17 protein-coding genes are annotated in these 21428 nt (G+C 70.0%); 10 read left to right on the top strand and 7 right to left on the bottom strand.

Going from position 1 to position 21428, the window contains the following annotated elements:
• Nucleotides 1-90 precede the first annotated feature (90 nt).
• The 3 genes from OG251_RS42500 to OG251_RS42490 all read right to left on the bottom strand — a co-directional run bounded on the left by OG251_RS42500 (nucleotide 91) and on the right by OG251_RS42490 (nucleotide 2876).
• The gene (locus OG251_RS42500; RefSeq protein ID WP_326682618.1) at nucleotides 91-837 is read right to left on the bottom strand and encodes an SDR family oxidoreductase; all 747 of its coding nucleotides are present in this window, start codon (nucleotides 835-837) and stop codon (nucleotides 91-93) included.
• Nucleotides 838-1121: 284 nt separating this feature from the next.
• On the bottom strand, nucleotides 1122-2018 hold the full coding sequence (locus OG251_RS42495) for an RNA polymerase sigma-70 factor (protein ID WP_326682616.1): 897 nt from the start codon (nucleotides 2016-2018) through the stop codon (nucleotides 1122-1124).
• 384 nt (nucleotides 2019-2402) lie between these two features.
• Nucleotides 2403-2876, bottom strand: coding sequence for a carboxymuconolactone decarboxylase family protein (locus tag OG251_RS42490; RefSeq protein ID WP_326682615.1), 474 nt, complete (start codon nucleotides 2874-2876; stop codon nucleotides 2403-2405).
• Nucleotides 2877-3556: 680 nt separating this feature from the next.
• Here OG251_RS42490 and OG251_RS42485 point away from each other — a divergent pair.
• From OG251_RS42485 to OG251_RS42465, 5 genes are all read left to right on the top strand, one after another.
• Nucleotides 3557-4246, top strand: coding sequence for a sigma-70 family RNA polymerase sigma factor (locus OG251_RS42485; RefSeq protein WP_326682614.1), 690 nt, complete (start codon nucleotides 3557-3559; stop codon nucleotides 4244-4246).
• 164 nt (nucleotides 4247-4410) lie between these two features.
• Entirely contained in the window at nucleotides 4411-7170 is a 2760-nt protein-coding gene (locus tag OG251_RS42480; protein WP_326682613.1) for a helix-turn-helix transcriptional regulator, read from the top strand.
• A gap of 295 nt (nucleotides 7171-7465) precedes the next feature.
• Nucleotides 7466-7894, top strand: a complete 429-nt coding sequence (locus OG251_RS42475) for a hypothetical protein (protein ID WP_326682612.1) — start codon at nucleotides 7466-7468, stop codon at nucleotides 7892-7894.
• Between the two features lie 298 nt (nucleotides 7895-8192).
• Nucleotides 8193-8567, top strand: coding sequence for a hypothetical protein (locus tag OG251_RS42470; RefSeq protein WP_326682611.1), 375 nt, complete (start codon nucleotides 8193-8195; stop codon nucleotides 8565-8567).
• 136 nt (nucleotides 8568-8703) lie between these two features.
• Nucleotides 8704-9894 (top strand): hypothetical protein, encoded by a 1191-nt coding sequence (locus OG251_RS42465; protein WP_326682610.1) that lies wholly within the window; start codon nucleotides 8704-8706, stop codon nucleotides 9892-9894.
• A gap of 111 nt (nucleotides 9895-10005) precedes the next feature.
• Here OG251_RS42465 and gndA read toward each other — a convergent pair whose 3' ends face one another.
• A complete protein-coding gene (gene gndA / locus OG251_RS42460) occupies nucleotides 10006-11445 on the bottom strand; it encodes an NADP-dependent phosphogluconate dehydrogenase (protein WP_326682609.1) in 1440 nt (479 codons plus the stop codon).
• Nucleotides 11446-11540: 95 nt separating this feature from the next.
• Nucleotides 11541-12056, bottom strand: a complete 516-nt coding sequence (locus OG251_RS42455; RefSeq protein WP_326682608.1) for a DUF5709 domain-containing protein — start codon at nucleotides 12054-12056, stop codon at nucleotides 11541-11543.
• A gap of 772 nt (nucleotides 12057-12828) precedes the next feature.
• Between OG251_RS42455 and OG251_RS42450 the strand changes: the two genes are divergently transcribed.
• Together OG251_RS42450 and OG251_RS42445 are read left to right on the top strand one after the other, a co-directional pair.
• Nucleotides 12829-12981: a hypothetical protein gene (locus OG251_RS42450; RefSeq protein ID WP_326682607.1), complete on the top strand. Its 153-nt coding sequence runs from the start codon at nucleotides 12829-12831 to the stop codon at nucleotides 12979-12981.
• A gap of 250 nt (nucleotides 12982-13231) precedes the next feature.
• Complete coding sequence (locus OG251_RS42445) at nucleotides 13232-14707, top strand: UDP-N-acetylmuramoyl-L-alanyl-D-glutamate--2,6-diaminopimelate ligase (RefSeq protein WP_326682606.1); 1476 nt, start codon at nucleotides 13232-13234, stop codon at nucleotides 14705-14707.
• A 4-nt stretch (nucleotides 14708-14711) separates the two neighbouring features.
• On the opposite strand, the gene OG251_RS42440 is transcribed toward OG251_RS42445, so the two are convergent.
• Together OG251_RS42440 and OG251_RS42435 are read right to left on the bottom strand one after the other, a co-directional pair.
• Nucleotides 14712-15770 carry a GlxA family transcriptional regulator gene (locus OG251_RS42440; protein WP_326682605.1) on the bottom strand — a complete coding sequence of 353 codons (1059 nt, stop codon included), beginning with the start codon at nucleotides 15768-15770 and terminating at the stop codon, nucleotides 14712-14714.
• The gene (locus tag OG251_RS42435) at nucleotides 15767-16414 is read right to left on the bottom strand and encodes an HD domain-containing protein (protein ID WP_326682799.1); all 648 of its coding nucleotides are present in this window, start codon (nucleotides 16412-16414) and stop codon (nucleotides 15767-15769) included. Before OG251_RS42435 ends, OG251_RS42440 begins: the two co-directional genes overlap by 4 nt.
• Nucleotides 16415-16740: 326 nt before the next feature.
• Here OG251_RS42435 and OG251_RS42430 point away from each other — a divergent pair, with 326 nt between their 5' ends.
• The 3 genes from OG251_RS42430 to OG251_RS42420 all read left to right on the top strand — a co-directional run bounded on the left by OG251_RS42430 (nucleotide 16741) and on the right by OG251_RS42420 (nucleotide 21356).
• Entirely contained in the window at nucleotides 16741-18255 is a 1515-nt protein-coding gene (locus OG251_RS42430; RefSeq protein WP_326682798.1) for a carboxylesterase/lipase family protein, read from the top strand.
• 343 nt (nucleotides 18256-18598) lie between these two features.
• Nucleotides 18599-19747 (top strand): S1 family peptidase, encoded by a 1149-nt coding sequence (locus tag OG251_RS42425; RefSeq protein WP_326682604.1) that lies wholly within the window; start codon nucleotides 18599-18601, stop codon nucleotides 19745-19747.
• A 241-nt stretch (nucleotides 19748-19988) separates the two neighbouring features.
• A complete protein-coding gene (locus tag OG251_RS42420) occupies nucleotides 19989-21356 on the top strand; it encodes a peptidoglycan DD-metalloendopeptidase family protein (RefSeq protein ID WP_326682603.1) in 1368 nt (455 codons plus the stop codon).
• Nucleotides 21357-21428 lie beyond the last annotated feature (72 nt).

Below are 21428 nucleotides of genomic sequence, written 5' to 3'. Positions count from 1 at the left end.
CCGGGAATCCACCGGGATGGGTTCCGTACGACGAAAGGGGACGAGCGGCCGAAGCGGGGGTGGCCCTGCGACCGGGGCCACCCCGGGAGCTCACGACCGCTGGGCGAGCCAGTCGGTGAAGCGGGTGTCGGCGATGTGCGCGTCGGGACCGGGCAGGAGCGTGGTCTCCCCGAGCCTGGCGCCGAAGTACGTGGCGTGCGGATCCGTCACCACGGTGCGCGGGTCGTTCTTCGCGGCAAGGCTCTTGCGGATGAGCTCGTCCAGCTGGAACGTGTCAGGGCCTGCCACCTCCACCAGGCCGTTGACAGGGCTGCCGACAGCCGTGCGGCCCACGGTGGCGGCCACATCGTCGGAGTGGACGGGCCTGATCCTGACCGGCGCCAGGCGCACGGTGTCCCCGTCGGTCGCCTCGGCGGCGATGCCCTTCATGAACTCGAAGAACTGCGTGGCGTGGACGATGGAGTACGGAATCCCGGACGCCTTGATCAGGTCTTCCTGAGCCTGCTTGGCGCGGAAGTAGCCACTCTCCCGCAAGTGCTCGGTGCCGACCACCGACAGAGCGACGTGGTGGGCCACGCCGGCGTCGGCCTCGGCCTTCTGGAGGTTGGTGGTCGAGGTACGGAAGAACTCCATGACGGCGTCGTCCTCGAACGAAGGGGAGTTCGACACGTCGACCACCACCTGGGCGCCCTTGAGGACCTCGGCGAGGCCCTCACCGGTCAGCGTATTGACACCGGTGGAGGGTGCGGCCGGTACTGCCTCGTGGTCGTGTTCTTCGAGCTTGGCGACCAGCTTCGAGCCGATGAGTCCGGTACCGCCGATGACTACGACCTTCATGAGGGAAATCCTCTCGGGAGATTCTTGGACGCGCCCGCGCGGTGTGGGATCTGTCAGCGCTTCGGCATCGGCTTCTTTACGACTTCACTGAGTAAAGACCGGATGGTCCCCGTGTTTGTGACAGGCACCCGGAAGAATCTCTGAACTTTTCTTCTCGTCAGGCCGGCGGCCCCAGCCTCCGCTCGGCCGAAGTCCGTATCCGGATGGCTGGATGAGCGACGAGCCGCCGCTCCTGCGACACCTGCACGGCCACGACTCGGCTGTCGAGACGCCGGGACGAGCGTTCAGCCGTGCAAGGACGCCACATAGGGTGACAACTTGGCTGGATTCATGACCCACATGATCCGGTCGATCCCCTCCGCGGACACGTCCACGGACAGCAGGGCCACGGTGTTTTCGGCGGAGGAGACGAGCAGGACCGGCCGTCCGTTGGCCTCCGCCCACCGCAGCTGCGCCCGGGGCCAGAAGCGCGGCGCGAACGCCACGAGGTACTTGGAGACGTGCGTACGTCCGACGACCGGGATCCTCGAAGCGCCGCGTACTCCACCACCGTCGGAGTAGCTGACGACGTCTGCGGCGAGGACCTGTTCGAGCACCGTCAGATTCCCGGTCCGTGCGGCGTCCAGGAACACCTCGAGCAGGCGCCGGTGGTCGGCGGAGCTGACCTGCTCCCTGCGCTCGGCGGCCAGGTGCTTGCGGGCCCGGCTGACCAGCTGGCGGGTGTGGGGTTCGGTCGTCTCCAGGATGTGCGCGACCAGCCGGTAGGGGTACTCGAAGGCCTCGCGCAGGACGTAGGCGGCCCGTTCCACCGGGTTCAGCTTCTCGAGGAGCAGCAGGACCGCCAGTTCCAGGGCCTCGGCCCGCTCCGCCCCCACCTGCGGGTCCAGACTGGTGTTGACCGGTTCGGGCAGCCACGGACCCACGTACGACTCCCTCCGTACCCGGGCGGACTGGGCGAAGTTGATGGCCAGACGCGTGGTGACCGTGGTCAGGAAGGCCGACGGCTCAAGGACTTGCGCTCGGTCGGCCCCCTGCCAGCGCAGCCAGGCGTCCTGCACGATGTCCTCGGCCTCCACCGCGCTGCCCAGCACGCGGTAGGCGATGCCGAACAGTTGTGGGCGCACTGCGAGGAAGTCCTTCGCCGCCCGGTCGAGGGAGGCACCGTCGTCGCCAGCGTGCATGGTCGGTCCTTTCCGGTCTGAGCATCCTCATGCTACAAACCGGCGGAGCGGAGCGGGGCGTCCGTTCAACCGGGCCGACCCGGATCAGGCCTGGCGAGAGCGGCGCCGGCGCGGACAAGCCGGTGCGCAACAGCACCTCTCATCCGGATCTCTTCCTGTCGAGGGGCCGGCAACCCGGCGGATGCCTTCGTGACGGTGATGCCGGCCACTCACCACACCGAGAACAGCGTTGGCGCCACCGTTGTGACATCGCATGAATCTGTCCGCGGACCGCCGTACATGTCACAGATCCGTACCCTGCCCGGTCAGCACTGATGAACAGTCACGGGAACGCGACCGGGCACCGACGGGGTGCCCGGCTCATGACGAACCCAGCCGGGCGGCTCAGCCGAACTGGCCGGGCTGATAGCTCCCAGCGGGCTGCTGGTTGATGACGTTGATGCGGTTGTAGGCGTTGATGACGGCGATGAGGGATACCAGTGCGGCCAGTTGGTCCTCGTCGAAGTGCTCGGCAGCGTTCGCCCAGACGTCGTCGGTGACCCCGCCGGCGGCGTCGGCGAGCCGGGTGCCCTGTTCCGTCAGCTCCAGCGCCGCACGTTCGGCGTCGGTGAAGACCGTGGCCTCCCGCCAGGCCGCCACCAGGTTGAGTCGCTGAACGGACTCGCCCGCGTGGGCGGCATCCTTGGTGTGCATGTCGGTACAGAAGCCGCAGCCGTTGATCTGGCTCGCGCGGATCTTCACCAGCTCCTGTGTCGTGTGCGGCAACGTTGAGGCCGAAACCACCTTGTTGGCCGAGTTGATGTGCTTCAGAACCTTGGCCCCGAGCGCATTGCCGAAGTAGTTGAGACGTGCATCCATGGTGTGCTCCCTCGCCGTAGTGCGGATTCACACTATTGACCGGGCCGGCCGGCGAACTGTGACAGACAGACGATGTGACCTGCAGCATATTTGACGCGTGTCCGCTCCGCCTCCGGGCGCGTGTCCGCTGTTGTCGGGTCCACTCCGAACCGTCACCTCAAGGTGCTGAGCGAAGCGGCGTCAGACGGAATCGGCAAGATGCACGCGGTTCGGTGACCCGGTGTCGCGCCTCCATGGCGGCCTGACCGGGACCGCCACAACCCCTGCGCCGGGCAGGAACCACATTGTCTCAACACAGTGTGTCTGAATGTCATCTCAGACGGTACGGTCGAGAGCCCTCATGCGACGGCACGAGTCCGTGGCGCACACGCCGGAGCGGACGCGCCCACCGCGGCGGACCGGCCCCGCGCCTTCCAATCGACGGACGACGGACGACGGACTACGGACGACGGAGGCGTGGGCCGGGGCCTCGTCCTGTTCCAGGAACATCGAACTGTCCGGAGTGCGGGCTTCCCGGGACGGACCCCGGGGCTTCGCCAGGGGGTACACCGGGGTTTCCACGGGTGCGACGGGTACCCGCCCCGGACGACGGTGGCTGGGTCACCGAGCCGGGCCCTTGGCGCACGATGAGCCGGTCCCGGCGGTCCGGACCACCGGGAGTAGGGGAAATCGCCATGTACATGACCAGCGTTGACATCGTGTGGGATTCAGGCTCGTCGAGCGCGGGTGCGACCTGGAACGCAACGACGACAGCCGTCCGCCCCGGGCCTGAAGCGGCGGTGGACTTCGAGAGTGTCCGTTCCCGGCTGTTCGGGATCGCCTACCGGACGCTGGGTCGCGCCGCCGACGCCGAGGATGTCGTTCAGGACGTGTGGATTCGCTGGCAGGGGGCGGACCCGGCACAGGTGCGGGACCGGGTCGCGTTTCTCGTGACCGTCACCACCCGGACCGCGCTCAACGTGGCAACCTCGGCGCGCGCCCGTCGTGAGGTCAGTGCCTGCGGATGGAGTCCGGAACGCGAGCTCGCATCCGCCGATCCGGCGTCGGAGGCCGAACGCGGCGAGGCGCTTCAGTCCGCGGTCCGGCTCATGATGGAACGGCTGTCCCCCGTCGAACGGGCCGTGTACGTACTCCGCGAGGCATTCGGGTACCCGTTCCGTGAGATCGCCGAAGTGCTCGGGCTCAGCGAGGCCAACGCGCGGCAACGGGCGTCCCGCGCGCGCAGGCATCTCGCCGGGCAACGGCACAACCCCGTCGATCCGGCGGAGCGGGACGGGCTGCTCGAAGCCTTCCTCGACGCGGCGCGAGGCGGCGACATGGCGCACCTCATCGACCTGCTCCAGGGACTTGGCCCCCTGCCGCAACCCTGATGATCCCCGGGAACAGGCCGTGCCGCCGACGGCAGTTGACGGGGCCTCGGCCGGGCTCCGGTCGTGGCTGCCCGGCTGATTGCCCGTGCTGCGGGCACTGGTGCATGATGAGGACGACCCGAGTTGATCAGGGTCCGGCCCTTTGACCTGCGCGGTGGTGGTGGATGTCGAGCAGCGCTCCTCGGCGCGGGCTGCGTGGTCGGCGTGGCGAGTGCGGGGCGCTGGATCAGGTGGTCGCCGGCGCCAGGGCGGGTAGGAGCCAGGTACTGGTGCTGCGCGGCGAGCCCGGGGTCGGCAAGTCCGCGTTGATGGAGTACCTGGTCGGCAGCGCGGCAGGATGCCAGATCCTGCGGGCTGCCGGCGTCGAGTCCGAGATGGAGCTGGCGTTCGCCGGGTTGCACCAGCTGTGCATGCCGATGATGGGGCACCTCGATCGGCTTCCCGGCCCTCAGCGTGCTGCCTTGGCCATCGCGTTCGGTCTGAGTGAGGGCAGCGCGCCGGACCGTTTCATGGTCGGGCTGGCGGTGCTCAGCCTGCTGGCCGAGGAGGCGGAGGAGCAGCCGATCGTCTGTGTGGTGGACGACGCCCAGTGGCTCGATCTGGTCTCCGCGCAGACACTGGCCTTCGTCGCGCGTCGGCTGCTCGCGGAGCGGGTGGCGTTGGTGTTCGCGGTGCGTGCGTCGACACGTGCCGCGGGTGCTGAGCCGTTGGTGGCGCTGAGGGAGCTCGTGGTACGGGGGCTGCGCGACGACGACGCGCGTGCGCTTCTGGACTCGGTGGTCCCTGGGCGGCTGGACGAACGCGTCCGCGACCGGATCGTCGCCGAGACCCGCGGCAACCCGCTGGCTCTACTGGAATTGACGCGCGGGCTGACTGCGGCAGAGCTGGCCGGCGGGTTCGGGCGGCCGGACGCGAGGCCGCTGGCGAGTCGGATCGAGCAGCGTTTCCTGCGGCGAATCGGGTCGCTGCCGGATGCGACGCGGCGGCTGCTGCTGGCCGCTGCCGCCGAGCCCGTGGGGGACGTGCCGTTGTTGCGGCGGGTGGCCGAGCGGCTCGACATCGGGGCGGACGCCGCAGGGGCGGCCGAGGCGGCGGGGCTGATCGAGTTCGGTGCGCGGGTGCGGTTCCGCCACCCGCTGGTGCGCTCGGCGGCCTATCGCGCGGCCGACCCCGGGGAACGCCGGGACGTGCATCGTGCGCTGGCCGAGGCGACCGCTCCCGAGTTCGACTCCGATCGGCGAGCCTGGCATCGTGCCCACGCGGCGGTCGAACCCGACGAGGCCGTGGCGGGCGAGCTGGAACGGTCGGCCGGCCGGGCCCAGGCCCGCGGCGGTATCGCGGCGGCGGCCGCGTTCCTGCGACGTGCGACCGAGCTGACGCCGGATCCGGCCGTACGCGGAACGAGGGCGGCGGCCGCGGCGCAGGCCACCTTCGATGCCGGGGCTCCCGACGCGGCGCTCGAACTTCTCGCCGCCGCGGAGATGGGCCCGCTGGACGAGGCCCAGCACACGCGGCTGGCCCGGCTCCGCGCCCAGATCGTCTTCGCGCGCAGGCGCGGCGGTGAGGCTCTGCCACTGCTGCTCGACGCGGCCCGCCGACTGGAACGGATCGACGACGGACAGGCGGGTGAGGCGTACCTCGAAGCAGTCGGAGCAGCGGTCTTCGCCGGTCGCCTCAACGGGCGCATCGGAGTGCGGGAGGTGGCCGACGCCGCCCGCGCCGCACCGCGCGGACCGCGACCCCCGCGGCTGGCGGACCTGCTTCTCGACGGACTGGCGACGCGGTTCGCCGAAGGCTACGTCAACGGTGCGTCGTCGTTGAAGCCCGCGCTGCGGGCGTTCCGGCGAGCCGCCGGGCGCGACGGGGACGACGCCATGCGCTGGCTCTGGCTGACGTGGCTGGTCGCCGGCGAAATGTGGGACGACGAGGCCTGGCACGAACTGACCACGCATGCGGTCCGGGCGGCCAGGGAGACCGGCGCGCTCAATTTCCTTCCCCTGGCCCTCGCCTACCGGGCCGCCGTTCATGTACACGCTGGAGAGTTCGACCTCGCCTCGGCGTTGATCAACGAGTCCGACAACATCACGGAGGTGACCGGCAATTCGCCCCTCGGGTACCCCTCGCTCCTGCTCGTCGCCTGGCGCGGTGAGGCCCAGGCATCGGACCTGATCCGGGCCGGAGCCCGAGACGCGGCCGCCTGGGGGGAGGGGCGAGCGATCGGCTTGTCCCACTATCTGCTCGCGGTGCTGTACAACGGCCTCGGCCGGTACCAGGACGCCCTGGCCAGTGCCGAACGGGCGGGGGAGTACGAGGATCTGGCGGTCGTCGGGTTCTCCCTCGTCGAGCTCGTCGAGGCGGGTGCGCGCAGTGATGCCCCCGATGCGGCCGCGACCGCCCTGCGCCGGCTCGAAGAACAGGCCGACGCCGGTGGCACGGACTGGGCCCTGGGCGTTCTGGCCCGGTCGAGAGCGCTGCTCTGCGACGGCCGGACCGCCGACCTGCTGTACCGCGAGGCCATCGAGCGCCTTGAGCGCAGCCGGGTCGCCGTCCACCTCGCTCGCACCCACCTGGTGTACGGCGAGTGGCTTCGTCGCGAGAACCGGCGCTTCGAAGCGCGCGAGCAACTGCGCACCGCCTACGACATGTTGCACGGTTTCGGAGCACGTGCCTTTGCCGAGCGCGCCCGTCGCGAACTCCTGGCCACCGGCGAGTCGGTACGGCAGCGCGCGGCCGACATACGTGAGGCTCTCACCACGCAGGAAGCCCAGATCGCCCGACTGGCCGCCGATGGACGGACGAACTCCGAGATAGGTGCCGAGCTGTTCATCAGCCCTCGCACGGTGGAATGGCATCTCCACAAGGTGTTCACCAAGCTTGAGGTCAACTCGCGGAACAAGCTGCGCGGAGCGCTGGCCCGCGCCTGACGGCCGACAGTTCACCACCCGATGAGCTCGCCCGCGGTGGACACCTCGCGCGTCGGTTCCGCGGAGTACGCGCCAAAACCACTGTTGACACTAGCGCCGCCCTGCCTCCGTATGTAGAGTGTGACAACGTGTCACACTGAAGGTTCGTCAGTGACGGCATGGGGCTTGCCGGCTCGCGGCCTGTTCGACTGCCGCGCCCCACTCGGAGGGCACTTCCCTCTTCCTCGTCCGGTTCGCCCCGGTGGCACCGCGCATCCGTTCTGCATCGTCATCCGTCTTTGAAGGAGAAGAGTCTATGAAAAAGATCGCTTCGGCCGTGGCTGCCGTGTGCCTGACCGCGATGGCCGGCGTAGCGGCTCCGCTTCTCTCTGCGGGGCCCGCTTCGGCGGCGTCCGGGTCGGAGAATGCCTCGGCCGGCACGGCTGCGTGTTCGCACGCCTGGCTCTACTCGCAGCAGAACTACGGCGGAACCCAGTTCTTCCACGACTGCAACCTGAAGGAGATCCAGGCCTACCCGACAGCCGTCAACTCCGTCATCTACAACGGTGGGGGGAAGCTCTGCGGCATCAGTAGGGACGGAAAGCAGAAGTACGCCTTCCGGAACGGTTCCTACAGCTACGTCGGGGCGCCTTTCACGGACGGTAACCCACTGAGGGCGTCGGCCTGGAGCGGCATCCGGATCGGAGTCGACCCCACGGGAACCCCGCTCTTCCTTGAATGCTGAGGGCTTTCCCAAAATCCCTGGCGGGCGTACGGCGTCAGCTACGGCACCTCGCGGCGTTATCGGAACGCCCGCGTACATCCCCTATGCGGACGTCCGTCTTGCGATGCACCGCATCCGACGCCGCGCGCTGATCCACCAGGGTTGACAGGACAGCCCTGAGTCGGCGACGACTTCGCGCACCCCGCCCAGGAGTTTGACATCGGTGCGGCCTCTTCGCTCCCGGCGGACATCGCGAGCCCTTGTCCGCCGGGGTGAATTGTCCGTACCAAATCTTCCGTCGTACCCAGAGAGGAACCTCATGAAGCGTCTGATTTCCGCTGTCGCCCTCGCCGTTCTCCCGTTGTCCGGTGTGGCTGTCACGGGTGTGACGGCGGTTCCGGCATACGCCACAGAATCCGCGGCACGCGCCGACTACGCATATCTCTACTCACAGCAGAACTACGGTGGACAGCAATGGGATAAGTGGACGAAGTACAACAGCATCCTGAGTACCGGAACGCCGGTCAACTCCGTGATCAACCACACGGGCAAGGACCTGTGCGGCTTCAATGACCGCAACCATGGTGTCAACTACCGCTTCTGGAAGGGCGGTGCCTGGTCCTACGTCGGGAGCCCGTTCAGCTCCTCCAGCCCTCTCATGTGGGTGAACTGGGCCGATGTGAACGGCTGCTGAGAGAAACGCGACTGACGTAACAGACTGACGTAACAGAAGGCGCAGGCTGATACGTCTCCGAAGATGCCGTGAAAGGCCACCTGGTTGCCTCGTAGTTCCGCTTGGGAGACGGTAACCAGGTGGCCCCCCATGCTTCGTGGGAGCGCCGATCAGCTCTCCCGCGAAGGAAACGCGGGATGGTATTTCTGCATCCGACATCTATATGAGTTCGGTGGTTCTCTTGACTCGCGAAGATCGAAGTGTTCTTTCCGAACACACGTCGAAGAAGCCCGCGTGGGGTTCTGGAAGGCGAGTGATCACGCTTTCTGTCGCGTTGGTGCTGGGGCTGTCTGCCGCCATGATTTCCGCAATGACGGTGAATGGATCCTCGGGCAGGCCGGTGTCAGCGGATCTGATGAAGGATACTCTGCGATCCCTGCTTCCGGAGGGGGGCGTTTCAGATGTATCCGGATCGGGTCTTTCGGAAACACACGCACCGTCCGCTCGGTTGGTGTTCGATGACGGTCACGACAGATCGTTCGTCGAAGTGTCGGTCTCACGCCTTCCTCGTTCTGCCCGGCACGTCTCGGCCGAATGTCCTCTGCGCTCGTACAGCCCGTATGACCATTGCGTGAAGAAGACCGTCGACGGGCATCACGCGCTGGTCGTCAACCAAAGCTATGTGGATCCTTTCGAGCCCGAGGGGGCGAAGCAGTGGTCCGCGCGTCTGCTGTCCCGGGACGGGGTGTTGGTGTCCGTCGTGCAGAGCGACGTATCCGCCGAAGGGGCGGGCAGGAACCTTCGCTCCGCACTGCCCTTGACGGTTGAGGAACTCTCAAGAATTGCCACATCAAAGGATTGGGAACCCGTCATGGCAGCCGTGCCTCAGGCGCCGTCTCCTCCCGAGCCGCCCAGCACCGGAAGGATGACCGAGCGGGAGATCCTGCGCAATCTGGAGAAGCTGATTCCCGGCAACCTTCGGATTGCGAACCAGGAGGGAAGCCGCACTGGTTATGCCGACGTCACGGTTGATGACGGACGGGGCGAGTCCTTGCTGACCGTGAGCGTCCAGCAGTGGAAACCCGGACGGCAGGAGCTGGTGCCCTTGTTTCGTAACGGGAAGAACCTTCCGGGCGGCGGGAGGATCGTTACCCGAACGGCGCCCCTGCAGGGACACCCCGACATCGTGCAGTGGGATGTCGACGTCCTCTACGACGACGGGCGCAGGGTACTGATTTCGGAGCTGAACAGTTCATCCTTCGGGACGCCCGTCACACGCAAGGCCCCTGTCCTCTCGATGGAGCAGATCAAGCCGATGGCTCTCGCCAGGGTTTGGCGCGGTGACTGACGCGTCTTCCGGGTGCCGGGGCCGGACGATGACACCCGACACCCGACGCCCGACACCCACACCCGTCACCTGGGGCGTATCCGCCCCGTCACCAGCTGTTGTGGGTGTCGGTCAGCGGTCGACTTCGGTTTTGTCGCCGCCCCAGAGGGTGTGGAAGGTGCCGTCGCGGTCGACGCGGTGGTAGGTGTGTGCGCCGAAGTAGTCGCGCTGGCCTTGGGTGAGGGCGGCGGGGAGGCGTTCGGCGCGCAGGGAGTCGTAGTAGGCGAGGGTGGCGGCGAAGGCGGGGGTGGGGACGCCCTGGGTGACGGCGGTGGCGATCACGGTGCGCCAGTCGTTCTGTGCGGCGGCGATCTCCTGGGCGAAGCTCTTGTCGGAGAGGAGGCTCGGCATCTGCGGCCGGGTTTCGTAGGCGATGGTGATTCTGTCGAGGAACGCGGCCCGGATGATGCATCCTCCGCGCCAGATCGCGGCGACCTTGCCGAGGTCGATGTTCCACGCGTACTGCTCGCTGCCGGCCGCGATCTCGTGGAAGCCCTGGGTGTAGGCGACGATCTTCGAGGCGTACAGCGCCTGCTCGACCTGGGCGGCGAATGCCGCCGCCTCGTCCTCGCCGAGTTTGCGGGCGGTCGGTCCGGCGAGGTGGCGTGAGGCTTCACGGAGAGCGGCGTGGCCGGAGACGGAGCGGGCGAAGACCGCCTCGGCGATCCCGGAGACTGGTACGCCGAGGTCGAGCGCGATCTGTACGGTCCAGCGGCCGGTTCCCTTCTGCTCGGCCCGGTCCTGCACGATGTCGACGAAGGGCCTGCCGGTGGCCGCGTCGGTGTGGGCGAGGACCTCCGCCGTGATCTCGATCAGATACGAGTCGAGGCGCCCCGTGTTCCAGCTGCGGAACGTCTCGGCGATCCGTGCGGGGGAGTAGCCCGCGACGGCCCGCAGCAGGTCGTACGCCTCCGCGATCAGCTGCATGTCCGCGTACTCGATGCCGTTGTGGACCATCTTCACGAAGTGCCCGGCGCCGTCCGGTCCGATGTGGGTGGTGCAGGGCGTGCCGTCCTCGGCCTTCGCGGCGATCTTCTCCAGCATCGGCCCCAGCGACTCGTACGACTCGGCGGAGCCGCCGGGCATGATGCTCGGCCCGTTCAGCGCGCCTTCCTCACCGCCGGAGATGCCCGCTCCGACGAAGTGGATCCCGCGCTCGCGCAGCTCCCTCTCGCGCCGTCGGGTGTCCTCGAAGTGGGCGTTGCCGCCGTCGATGACGATGTCGCCCTCGTCCAGCAGAGGGGCGAACTCCTGGATCACCGCGTCGGTGGGGTCCCCCGCCTTCACCATGATCACCAGGCGGCGGGGGCGCTCCAGGGCGGCGACGAACTCCTTCGGCGTACGCGCGGCGACGAAGGCGCCCTCGTCGCCGAACTCCTCGACCAGGGCGTCCGTCTTCGCGGTGGTGCGATTGTGCACGGCAACGGTGAAGCCGTTGCGCGCGAAGTTCCGGGCGAGGTTGCGGCCCATCACCGCGAGCCCTGTGACGCCGATCTGCGCAGTGCCGCTCATCTGTGTGCTCCTGCAAATCTTGGGGATGTCGGGATGCATCCAGTATGGACAGGGGCCGGGCGGACAGCGCGTTCAGCGGGTACCCGCGCCCGCCCTCACGGTGCCGGTGAGGCGGCGGTGCCCTCGTCGGCGGGGAGGGGCCCCACGCCGGGCACGCCGTCGTCCTCGTCGTCCGGGATCACATGCATGGCCGCTTCCTCGGCCGATGCCGCCGCACCGTCGATCCCGACGTCCTGCGCGGTCAGGGTGGACGGCACGCTGCCGTCCGCCTGCTGGGTGAGGCGGCCCGCACGGTCGGTGCCCACCTCGGTGTCCCAGAGCTCGCCGTCCCCGTCGGGCAGGTCACCGGGACCGTTGTCGGTGGAGCCGGAGATCTCGGGGAGCTCCCTGGTCAGACGGCTGTCGAGGGATTCTCCGGAGTGCTGTTCGGCCGCCGTCGTGCCCTGGCCCTCGACCGCCCACGGACGGTCGGGCGGCGAGTAGCCCTCGTCCAGGACATCGGTGACTCCGGTGGTGTCCAGGGTGTCCTCGGCATCGAGCAGGTCGGCGGGGTCGGAGGCTTCCGGCTCCTGGGGCTGGTAGACGTCGTCCCCCCGGTCGGTGTCGGTCATGGTGTGTCCTTTCTGCCCGCCGTCACCACCTTCGGCGGTGCGGACAGCTCGATGCCGAACAGCCCGAGAGCTCTACCGTCCCCTCTACGCAATTCCACTCCGGTCGGGCGGCCGCCGCAAAGGGAAGATCAGGGCCCGCCCCGCCCGCGGCGGGGCACCCGTCCCTTCCTCCGCAGCTCAGGGCCCCGGCCACGACCGGGCGCGGGCACTCCCCAGGGTTGCCACCCATGTGGTCAGGACATGAGTCGCCCGGGGGCGATCACCATCCGTCGGACCCGCTGCCGCGACAGGGGCAGCCGAACCCCGCTGGTGGGCTGCTCGGCCCCCGCGATGCTCAAGGAGAAGTGGTGCCGGTCCGACGAGGGCACGAACGGCACCGAGGAGAAGCCCCCTGGCCACCGCGGGTTCCGGGGGAGAGCGAGGCGCGGGTGCGACAACGACGGAAAGGCGACGGCCTTCGCTTTCAGGAACGCGAAGGGGGAGATCGTTTCCTGGACCTTCGTGGGGGTGCGGGGGTGCGGGGGTGCGGGAGGTCGGGGACGAGGTGCCCGAGCCGACGGGGCGAAAGATCCTCGGCACGGTCCGGCTGATGACGACGCCACCTGAACGCCTCCGGCAACGCCTCCTGCGAAACCGGGTGAAGCGGCGGACGTCGTGGAAGACCCCGACCGGGGTCCGGCCCACCGGGACACCCCGGCGGACTCGCGCCCGCCCTCCCCGCCGCATGTCCCGCGCGGGCTCGGCCGTGCCCGGCCGGACGTACACTCGGTCCATGGGTCGCACCGCTGATGTGAGGAAGTGCCTGCAAGAGGCCACCTCCGTGCTGCGCCCGGCCGCTGCCGCCCAGGCAGCCCCCGCGGCGGCGATCGCGCCCGCCGACGGTGCCCCCGGAACGGGCCGCACCGCTCTGCACGGCCACGGTTAGCGATCTTCGGTCCGCACGGCCACGGTTAGCGGTCTCCGGCGGTTCCTGTCCGGGACACCGCCCCGACCCGCTGTCCCTCCACACCCCCGGCAGCGCCTCCGCCGGGCCGAACCGTCGCGCCCGGCGATCGCCGCGCGCGAGATCCACGTCACCGGCTCCACAGCATCACCGCAGCATTCGGCGTACCGCCCGTGCTGCTGCCCGGCGACGGCCGCACGACCGGGCCCGAGCCGACTTCGAAGGGATCAACGTGAAGCTGAGCGAACTACTGGCCGGTCAGGAACACCACGTGCTCCAGGGCGCGCCGGAGAAGACGGACATCACCGCCGGGACCACGTTCGACGCGGACCGGGTCACTCCGGGCTCGCTGTTCGTCGCGGTGCCGGGCCACCTCGCCGGTGGCCCGGAATCCGTGGCACCGGCGGTCGCCCGCGGTGCGGTGGCCGTCCTGGTCGACGAGCAGGCACCGCCGCTCCCGGCGGCCGCGGAGGGCGTGTGCGCCGTGCGCGTACCGGACGCCCGGAAGGCGGCCGCGGTCATCGCCGCACGGTACTTCGGCGAACCGGGACGCGGGATGGACCTGGTGGCGATCACCGGCACCAACGGGAAGACGTCCGTGTCGTACATGGTCGAGTCGGTGCTCCGGATCGCGGAGGGCGCGCAGGTCGGCGTCATCGGCACGGCCGGGAGCCGGATCGGGGACGAGCTGATCCCGATGCCGCCGTCGGTACTGACCACACCCGAATCGCCGGACCTGCAGTATCTGCTCGGACGCATGCGGGACCGGGGGACCGGCACGGTCGTCCTGGAGGCCACCTCGATGGGCCTGCTGAACCACCGGGTGGACCGTACGTTCATCGACGTCGGCGTCTTCACGAACCTGACGCAGGACCACCTCGACGACCACGGGACGATGGAGAACTACCGGGACGCCAAGCTCCGCCTCTTCCAGGGCCTCTGCCGGCGCGCGGTGGTCAACGCCGACGACGCCGTGGGCGCCGGGATCGAGGCGATGATGCCGGGTGCGGTGACCACGTACGCCCTGGACGCCAAGGCGGACTACCGGGCCACCGACCTCCTCGTCGACGCCGCGGGCACCCGCTTCACCCTGCACCACGACGGCCGCAAGTACCCGGCGGCGATCCCCTCGCCGGGACGCTTCTCGGTGTCCAACGCGCTGGCGACCGTGGCGGCCTGCCATCTCCTGGGGCACGACCTGGCCGGGCTGGTCGAGGCGCTCGAAAGGATGCCGCAGATCCCGGGCCGGTTCGAGCGCCTCCACACCCCGCAGGGCACCTCGGTGATCGTGGACTACGCCCACTCGCCGGACTCCCTGAACAAGGTCCTGACCACGATCCGGGGTTTCGCCCGTGGCCGGGTCATCACCGTCTTCGGCTGCGGCGGGGACCGCGACACCACGAAGCGGGCCGACATGGGGACCATCGCCGGAACCCACTCCGACCTGTGCGTCCTCACCTCGGACAACCCGCGCTACGAGGACCCGCAGGCCATCCTGGACCAGATCGCCCCGGGCCTGACGGCGACCGGCACCCCTTTCGAGCGCTTCGCCGACCGGCGCCGGGCCATCACCTTCGCCCTGGCCGAGGCGGGCCCGGACGACATCGTGCTCATCGCGGGCAAGGGCAGCGAGCCGTACCAGATCGTCGGCGACGAGCTGGTGCCCTTCAGCGACATGGCGACGGTGCGTGAGCTGATGGGGGCGTAGCCCCTTACACAGCCGCAGCCTTTTCTGTAGCTGTAGCCGGCTGCGCCACCGTGGTCGGGACCGTCCGCGTAGCCGTAGCCGTAGCCGTAGTCGTCGTACGGAACCGCGCGCGGTACGCGGTCGGCGAGACGCCCAGCGTGTGCTGGAAGGTCCGCCGCATGGTCTCCGCCGACCCGAACCCCGCCTGCTCGGCCACCGCCTCGACCGGGTCGGTGCCCGCGGCGAGCAGATTCCGGGCCGCCTCCAGCCGTACGGACTCGACGTACTGGCCGGGCGTCATGCCCGTGTCCGTGCGGAAGAGCCGGCTCAGGTGCCGGGCGGAGACCCCGGCCCGGCGGGCCAGGACGCTCATGCTGTGCGGCGCGCCCGGGTCGGCTCCGATGGCGTCCATGGCCCACCGGACCACGGGGTGCCGTGCCTCCCGGGGCCGCAGCCGTGCGCTGAACTGGGACTGACCGCCCGGACGGGCCATGAACACGACCAGTTCACGCGCGACCTCGCGGGCCAGGGCGGCCCCGTGGTCCTCCTCGACCAGGGCGAGCGCCAGGTCCATGCCCGCGGTGACCCCCGCGGAGGTGATGACGTTGCCGTCGCGTACGAACAGCGGGTCCGTCTCGACCGTCACCCCGGGGTAGGCCCCCGCCAGTTCCCCGGCCAGCCGCCAGTGCGTGGCCGCGCGGCGGCCGTCGAGCACCCCGGCCTCGGCGAGCAGGAACGCGCCCGCGCATACCGAGGCGACCCGCCCGGACCGGCCGGCCAGCTCCCGTACCCGGCCGACGAGTTCGCGGTCGGCCACCGCCCGGCGCCATTCCCGCCGGCCCGGCACCAGCAGGGTCCCGGGCCTCCCGGGCAGCTCGTCCACGGTCCCGTCCACCCCGATCCGGACCCCGGCTGACGTCACGGCGTCCGCACCGGTGACGGAGACGATCCTGACCTCGTACCCGGCTCCGAACGCACGGGCCGTCGTGAACACCTCCGCGGGCCCGGTGACGTCCAGGAGCTGCACCCCGTCGAACGCCACGACGGCCACCACATGGGCCGGGCCGGTGACGGCGGCGGTCACTCGGGCCAGGGGGAGTCGAGGATCGTACGTACGAAGTCACCGCGTTCGAAGCCGGGGACGAAGTGCTCCAGCACATCGGCCTTCACATTGCCGAACGTCGTCTCCGGCTTGGGCCTGATCCCGTCCGTGAACGCGGTGAGAATGTCCCGCTTGAAGTGCGGACGCGGATGGAGGGCGACGATCTCCGCCCGGTCGGCCTCGGAGATGTCCCCATAGCCGATCCCCAGCACGTCGTACTCCACACCGGCGGTCACCAGGGCCACCTCGGGTTCCATGTGGGACGGAATCCCCGGTGTCGTGTGCAGGGCGATGGCCGTCCACACCCGCCGGATGCTGTCCTCGGGCACCTGATGCGCCTGGAGGAACCGGCGCGCCTCGTCCGCGCTGTCCACCTCGAAGCGCCTGCCGCTGGAGCGGAACCGCTCGCCGAGCCCGAGGTCGTGGAACATCGCACCGATGTAGAGCAGCTCGGGATCGAAACCGAGGTCGCGGTTACGGCCCTGAAGGGCGCCGAACCAGAAGACGCGGCGCGAGTGGTGATAGATGAGTTCACTCGTGGTGTCACGTACCAGCTCGGTCGCTTCGCGCGCGAGCTTGGTGTCGGGTACGTGGACACCGGCCGCGAGGGGCGTGTCGATCGTCATGGTGCTCACCGGCTTTCCGTGTCGTGGGCCGGGTCGTCGGCCGCTCGGTCCGTCAAGGGAGGCGACCCGGCCGGGGTCTCCCCGGGGGTGGTCTTCCGGTCACGGCGTCGCGACCGGACCACTCCAGCATCGGCGGACCGCGGGTGCGGCGCCATGGCCACTGGGCCATACATCCCACAGATCCGGACATCCGGGGTGACGCTCTCCGATTCACATCAGGGGCGGGTCAATCGTGGTGATCTTGGTGTTGGCCCGCCCGGCCGGCCCGCTGACATGCTGAACCCGTGCCCGGAGACTCGGCCCCGGTCACGGAGCGGAGGGTGACGGTGCACGTGTACACGACGAAGTCCGGACGGGTACGGGGGCGGGCATCCGTGCGTGACCACGCGGTCGTCGCCGTGCTCGGCATCCCGTACGCCGCCCCGCCGTTCGGCGTCGACCGGTTCAGGGAACCCCGCCCGGCGCGGCCCTGGGACGGGGTCCGGGACTGCGTGGCGTTCGGCCCGGTGGCCCCCCAGTCCGCCGAACTGCCGGGCTCGCCGACCTGGTCGCCCGGGGACGAGGACGTACTCAGCGTCAACATCTGGACGCCCGGCACCGAAGGTGACGGGCTGCCCGTCCTGGTCTGGATCCACGGCGGCGCCTACGTCTTCGGCTCCTCCGCTCAGCCGGACTTCGACGGCACGGCGCTCGCCGGTGAGGGCCTCGTCGTCGTGACCCTCAACTACCGCCTGGGGTTCGAGGGCTTCGGACACGTACCGGCCGGTGAGGGCGAGATGCCCTGCCCCGACAACCGCGGGCTCCTCGACCAGATCGCGGCCCTGGAGTGGATACGCGAGAACATCGCCGCTTTCGGCGGCGCGCCCGGCAACGTCACGGTGGCGGGCCAGTCCTCGGGAGCCACCTCGGTCGCCTGCCTGACGGCGATGGACCGGGCACGCGGGCTGTTCCGCCGTGCCATCCTCCACAGTGCCGTCAACGCCTGCGCGTCCGTGGCGGAAGCCGCGCGCACCACCGCCGAAGTCGCCGCCGCGGCGGGTGTGCCCGCCACCCGCGAGGGACTGCTCTCCGCGTCGCCGCAGGCCCTCGTCGCCGCCGGTGACCAGGTCGTCGACCGGTACCGGCGTGACCCCGCGTCCGGGCGGCGCCACTACGATCCGGCGATCTACGGGCCGGTCGCCGACGGGCACACCCTTCCCGCCGATCCGCTCACCGCCGCGGCGGCCGGACTCACCCGTGAGGTGGACCTGCTGGTCTGCCACACCACCGAGGAGTACTGGCTCCTGGATGCCGTGGGCAGCAGTGCGAAGATCACCACCGAGGAACAACTGGCCGCCTTCGCCCAGGACTTCGGGCTCTCCGCCGGGCTTGTCGACGGCTGTCGGCTCCGCATGCCGGAGGCATCCGTACGCGACCTCTATCTGGCCGTCCACGGGGACCTGCTCTTCGCCGAGTACAGCAGCAGGCTCGCCGACACCCACGCGGACGCGGGCGGCACCGTGTTCCGCTCGCGCTTCGCCCGGCGACGCGGTGGCCGGGGGCAACGGGTGCGCGCCTGGCACTGCGCGGACATCCCGTTCGCCTTCGGCAACTTGGAGGAGGAGAGCGTCCACTTCCTGACCGGCGGCCCGCCGGGGGAGGGCGACCATGAACTGTCGCGCCGCATGATGAGCGCCTGGACCTCATTCGCCACGCACGGCGACCCCGGCTGGCCACGGGCCGACACCTCCTCCCTGCCGGTGCGGCTCTGGTACACGGGCCGGGAGGACGAGGGCGCCGCGGCGGGCGGGGACTTCCGCGACCTGTGGCGCACGTCGGGCTTCCCGTTGCTGGCTCCCTGACGGGGGCGGGGGCGGGGGCGGGGCGGGTGGCGGGTGGCGGGTGGCACAGGAACAGAAGCGAACAGAAGCAGGGGCAGGAACGGGGGCAGGAACAGGGACGGGGACAGGTGCAGGGGGCGGGCGGCACCGGCCGGGCGGGGTTCTTGCCTGCTCTCAACCTTCGCTCCGAGTGCGCCCCCGTGCGATTCCGGGCACCCCTCCCATTGGCATGGACCTGCCTAACGTTCTGGGCTACAGTCCGTTGCGGTACATCTGAGAGCGCTCCCAATCGACTGTTCCGGATGCGCTCCCGGACGCCTCCTGTTCCACCCCACGATGCTGGACAACAGGAAGGGTCATTCCCTTGAGACACGCAACAGTTGTGCGGACCGGACTGTCCGCGCTCCTCCTCCTCGGTGCCTGGGCGGCCGTCGGTCTGCCCTCGGCCTCCGCGGCGGATTCCCCCTCCACTGCTCCCGCTCCCGCCTCCGCCGGCCTGCTCTCGGCGATGCGGCAGGACCTCGGGCTGACGGAAAGTCAGGCCAGGGCCAGGCTGGCGGACGAGAAGACGGCGACGGCGCTGGAGCCGACGGCGCGGCGTGCGGCCGGATCCTCGTACGGCGGTTCCTGGTTCGACGCGGACAGCGGCAAGCTGACCGTCGCCGTCACCGACAGCGGGACGGTCCGTGCCGTACGGGCGACCGGCGCCGCGACGCGGCTGGTCGAGCACACGGCGCAGCGGCTCGACGCCACCAAGCGGCGCATCGACGCCCTGTCCGCGCCGCGCGGCGTCAGCAGCTGGCACGTCGACCCCGAGGCGAGCAGCGTCGTCGTGAACGTCGTCGCCTCCGCATATGATGACAACGATGTCCGTGCCTTCGTCGCACAGGCTCGCAAGGCCGGCCCCGTCACGGTGAAGCAGACGGCCGGGGCCCCGCAGACCTTCGCCGCGGGAACGGTCGGCGGCGACCCGTACTACACGGGCAACGTCCGGTGCTCCATAGGCTTCTCGGTGCACGGCGGCTTCGTCACGGCCGGACACTGCGGTCAGGCGGGTGCGGGCGTCAGCGGCTGGGACGGCTCGGCGATCGGCAACTTCCAGGGGTCGTCCTTCCCGGGCGACGACTACGCCTGGGTGAGCGTGGGCAACGGCTGGTGGACCGTTCCCGTGGTCCTCGGCTGGGGCACCGTCTCCGACCAGCTGGTCCGCGGCTCGGCCGAGGCCCCGGTCGGTGCCTCGATCTGCCGGTCGGGCTCCACCACGCACTGGCACTGCGGCAACGTGCTGGCCAAGAACGAGACCGTCAACTACAGCCAGGGCGCCGTCCATCAGATGACCAAGACCAGCGTCTGCGCCGAACCCGGAGACTCCGGCGGTTCCTTCATCAGCGGGGACCAGGCGCAGGGCGTCACCTCGGGCGGCTGGGGCAACTGCAGCGGCGGCGGTGAGACCTGGCACCAGCCGGTCAACGAGATCCTCAATCGCTACGGACTCACGCTGCACACCGCCTGATTCACCGGGGCCCGCGTCGCCGTCGGGCGACGCGGGTTCCCGTCCGTCCGGGGGCCGGGCGCGGTGCGGAGATCTCCCGCGCGGGGCTGTCGGCCGGTGTCCGATCTCCCGGCGGAGGGCGGAAACCGGCCATGGACGCGCCGGAGAAGGCCGAGACAATTCGGTCCCTTGTCACCGTCCTTCAGGTGGGCCTAAGTTGGCCGCTTGCGAGTGTCCTACCTGTCAGTGGGGGAGCCAAGTCATGGCCGCAAACGGACGGCACCGCCGGTATCAGCCCAGTCGGATCAACCGAGCCTCGCTCACGGTGACGGCGAGCGGTGCGGGCCTTGCGCTTCCGCTCATCACCGCAGCCTCCGCCGGGGCCGCTTCCACCGATGTCTGGGAGAAGGTCGCCGCTTGCGAGTCGTCCGGCAACTGGCACATCAACACCGACAACGGCTACTACGGCGGCCTCCAGTTCACCGGTTCCACCTGGGCGGCGTACGGCGGCACCGCCTTCGCGCAGCGCGCCGACCTGGCGACCAAGGACCAGCAGATCGCCGTCGCCGAGAAGGTGTTGGACGGGCAGGGACCCGGCGCCTGGCCCACGTGCTCGGTGAGCGCGGGCCTCACGCGGGGTGGCGACGCCCCCGACATCTCCCCCCAGGCCGCGGGCAGCAGGCCGGCCCAGGCCCCGAAGAAGGCCGCCCCGGCGAGAGCACCGCGGACCGGCAAGGTGTCCACCTCACCGACGACGGCGCCCGGCAAGCACGAGTCGTACACCGTGGCGAGCGGCGACTCGCTCTCCGGGATCGCGGCCGCCGAACGGCTCCAGGGCGGCTGGCAGCGGCTGTACGCGGCGAACCGCACGGTGGTCGGCGGCGATCCGGACCTCATCTTCCCCGGGCAGCGGCTGAGCCTCGACGTGGCCCGCGCACCGAAGGCCGGGGCGAAGCCGACGGCGGACGACGGCTCCCGTACGGAGCCGGCGAAGCCCGTCCCGAAGCCGAAGAAGCAGGCGGAGAAGGCCGAGCAGGCGAAGCCCGAACAGTCGGCCACGCCCGAGGCGAAGCCGAAGCGGGCGGCCGCGCCGGTGGCCGAGGCGCCGGTCAGGCAGGCCGCCGAGCCCGCACCGAAGAGCAGGCCCCAGCAGAAGAGCAAGGCCGAACCGAAGAGGAAACCGGAACCGAAGAAGGAGCACCGGGCCCCGGAGCGCGCGGAGAAGCACTCCGGTCTCAGTGCCCCTGTGTCCGCCCGTACCGGAACCCAGTACCGGCAGGCCGGTTCATGGTCCAGCGGCTACCACACGGGCGTCGACTTCCCGGTCCCCACCGGCACGTCGGTGAAGTCCGTGGCCTCGGGGAAGGTCGTCTCGGCAGGCTGGGCGGGGGCCTACGGCTACCAGGTCGTCATCCGGCACAGTGACGGCAAGTACAGCCAGTACGCGCATCTCTCCGCGCTCCATGTGCGCGAGGGGCAGAAGGTCTCCAGCGGACAGCGGATCGCCCGCTCGGGCTCCACGGGCAACAGCACGGGCCCGCACCTGCACTTCGAGATCCGTCTGGGCCCCGGCTACGGGTCGGACGTCGACCCGCTGGCCTACCTCAGGGCGGGCGGCGTCAACGTCTGAGACGACGGTCCGCGTCCGCGCGGTGCGTTCCCGCAGTGCGGACCGCGTCCGCGGGGGTGCGCTCGTGATGCC

It is taken from the genome of Streptomyces sp. NBC_01237 (assembly GCF_035917275.1).
GTDB lineage: Bacteria > Actinomycetota > Actinomycetes > Streptomycetales > Streptomycetaceae > Streptomyces.
Note: the sequence above shows the minus strand (reverse complement) of the source record. Positions and strands in the feature narration are given on the sequence as shown.

Bases quoted from the DNA above. Each gene is read 5' to 3' on its own strand.
- OG251_RS42500 (WP_326682618.1), bottom strand. From the start codon at position 837: ATGAAGGTCGTAGTCATCGGCGGTACCGGACTCATCGGCTCGAAGCTG.
- OG251_RS42495 (WP_326682616.1), bottom strand. From the start codon at position 2,018: ATGCACGCTGGCGACGACGGTGCCTCCCTCGACCGGGCGGCGAAGGAC.
- OG251_RS42490 (WP_326682615.1), bottom strand. From the start codon at position 2,876: ATGGATGCACGTCTCAACTACTTCGGCAATGCGCTCGGGGCCAAGGTT.
- OG251_RS42485 (WP_326682614.1), top strand. From the start codon at position 3,557: ATGACCAGCGTTGACATCGTGTGGGATTCAGGCTCGTCGAGCGCGGGT.
- OG251_RS42480 (WP_326682613.1), top strand. From the start codon at position 4,411: ATGTCGAGCAGCGCTCCTCGGCGCGGGCTGCGTGGTCGGCGTGGCGAG.
- OG251_RS42475 (WP_326682612.1), top strand. From the start codon at position 7,466: ATGAAAAAGATCGCTTCGGCCGTGGCTGCCGTGTGCCTGACCGCGATG.
- OG251_RS42470 (WP_326682611.1), top strand. From the start codon at position 8,193: ATGAAGCGTCTGATTTCCGCTGTCGCCCTCGCCGTTCTCCCGTTGTCC.
- gndA (WP_326682609.1), bottom strand. From the start codon at position 11,445: ATGAGCGGCACTGCGCAGATCGGCGTCACAGGGCTCGCGGTGATGGGC.
- OG251_RS42455 (WP_326682608.1), bottom strand. From the start codon at position 12,056: ATGACCGACACCGACCGGGGGGACGACGTCTACCAGCCCCAGGAGCCG.
- OG251_RS42450 (WP_326682607.1), top strand. From the start codon at position 12,829: ATGGGTCGCACCGCTGATGTGAGGAAGTGCCTGCAAGAGGCCACCTCC.
- OG251_RS42435 (WP_326682799.1), bottom strand. From the start codon at position 16,414: ATGACGATCGACACGCCCCTCGCGGCCGGTGTCCACGTACCCGACACC.
- OG251_RS42420 (WP_326682603.1), top strand. From the start codon at position 19,989: ATGGCCGCAAACGGACGGCACCGCCGGTATCAGCCCAGTCGGATCAAC.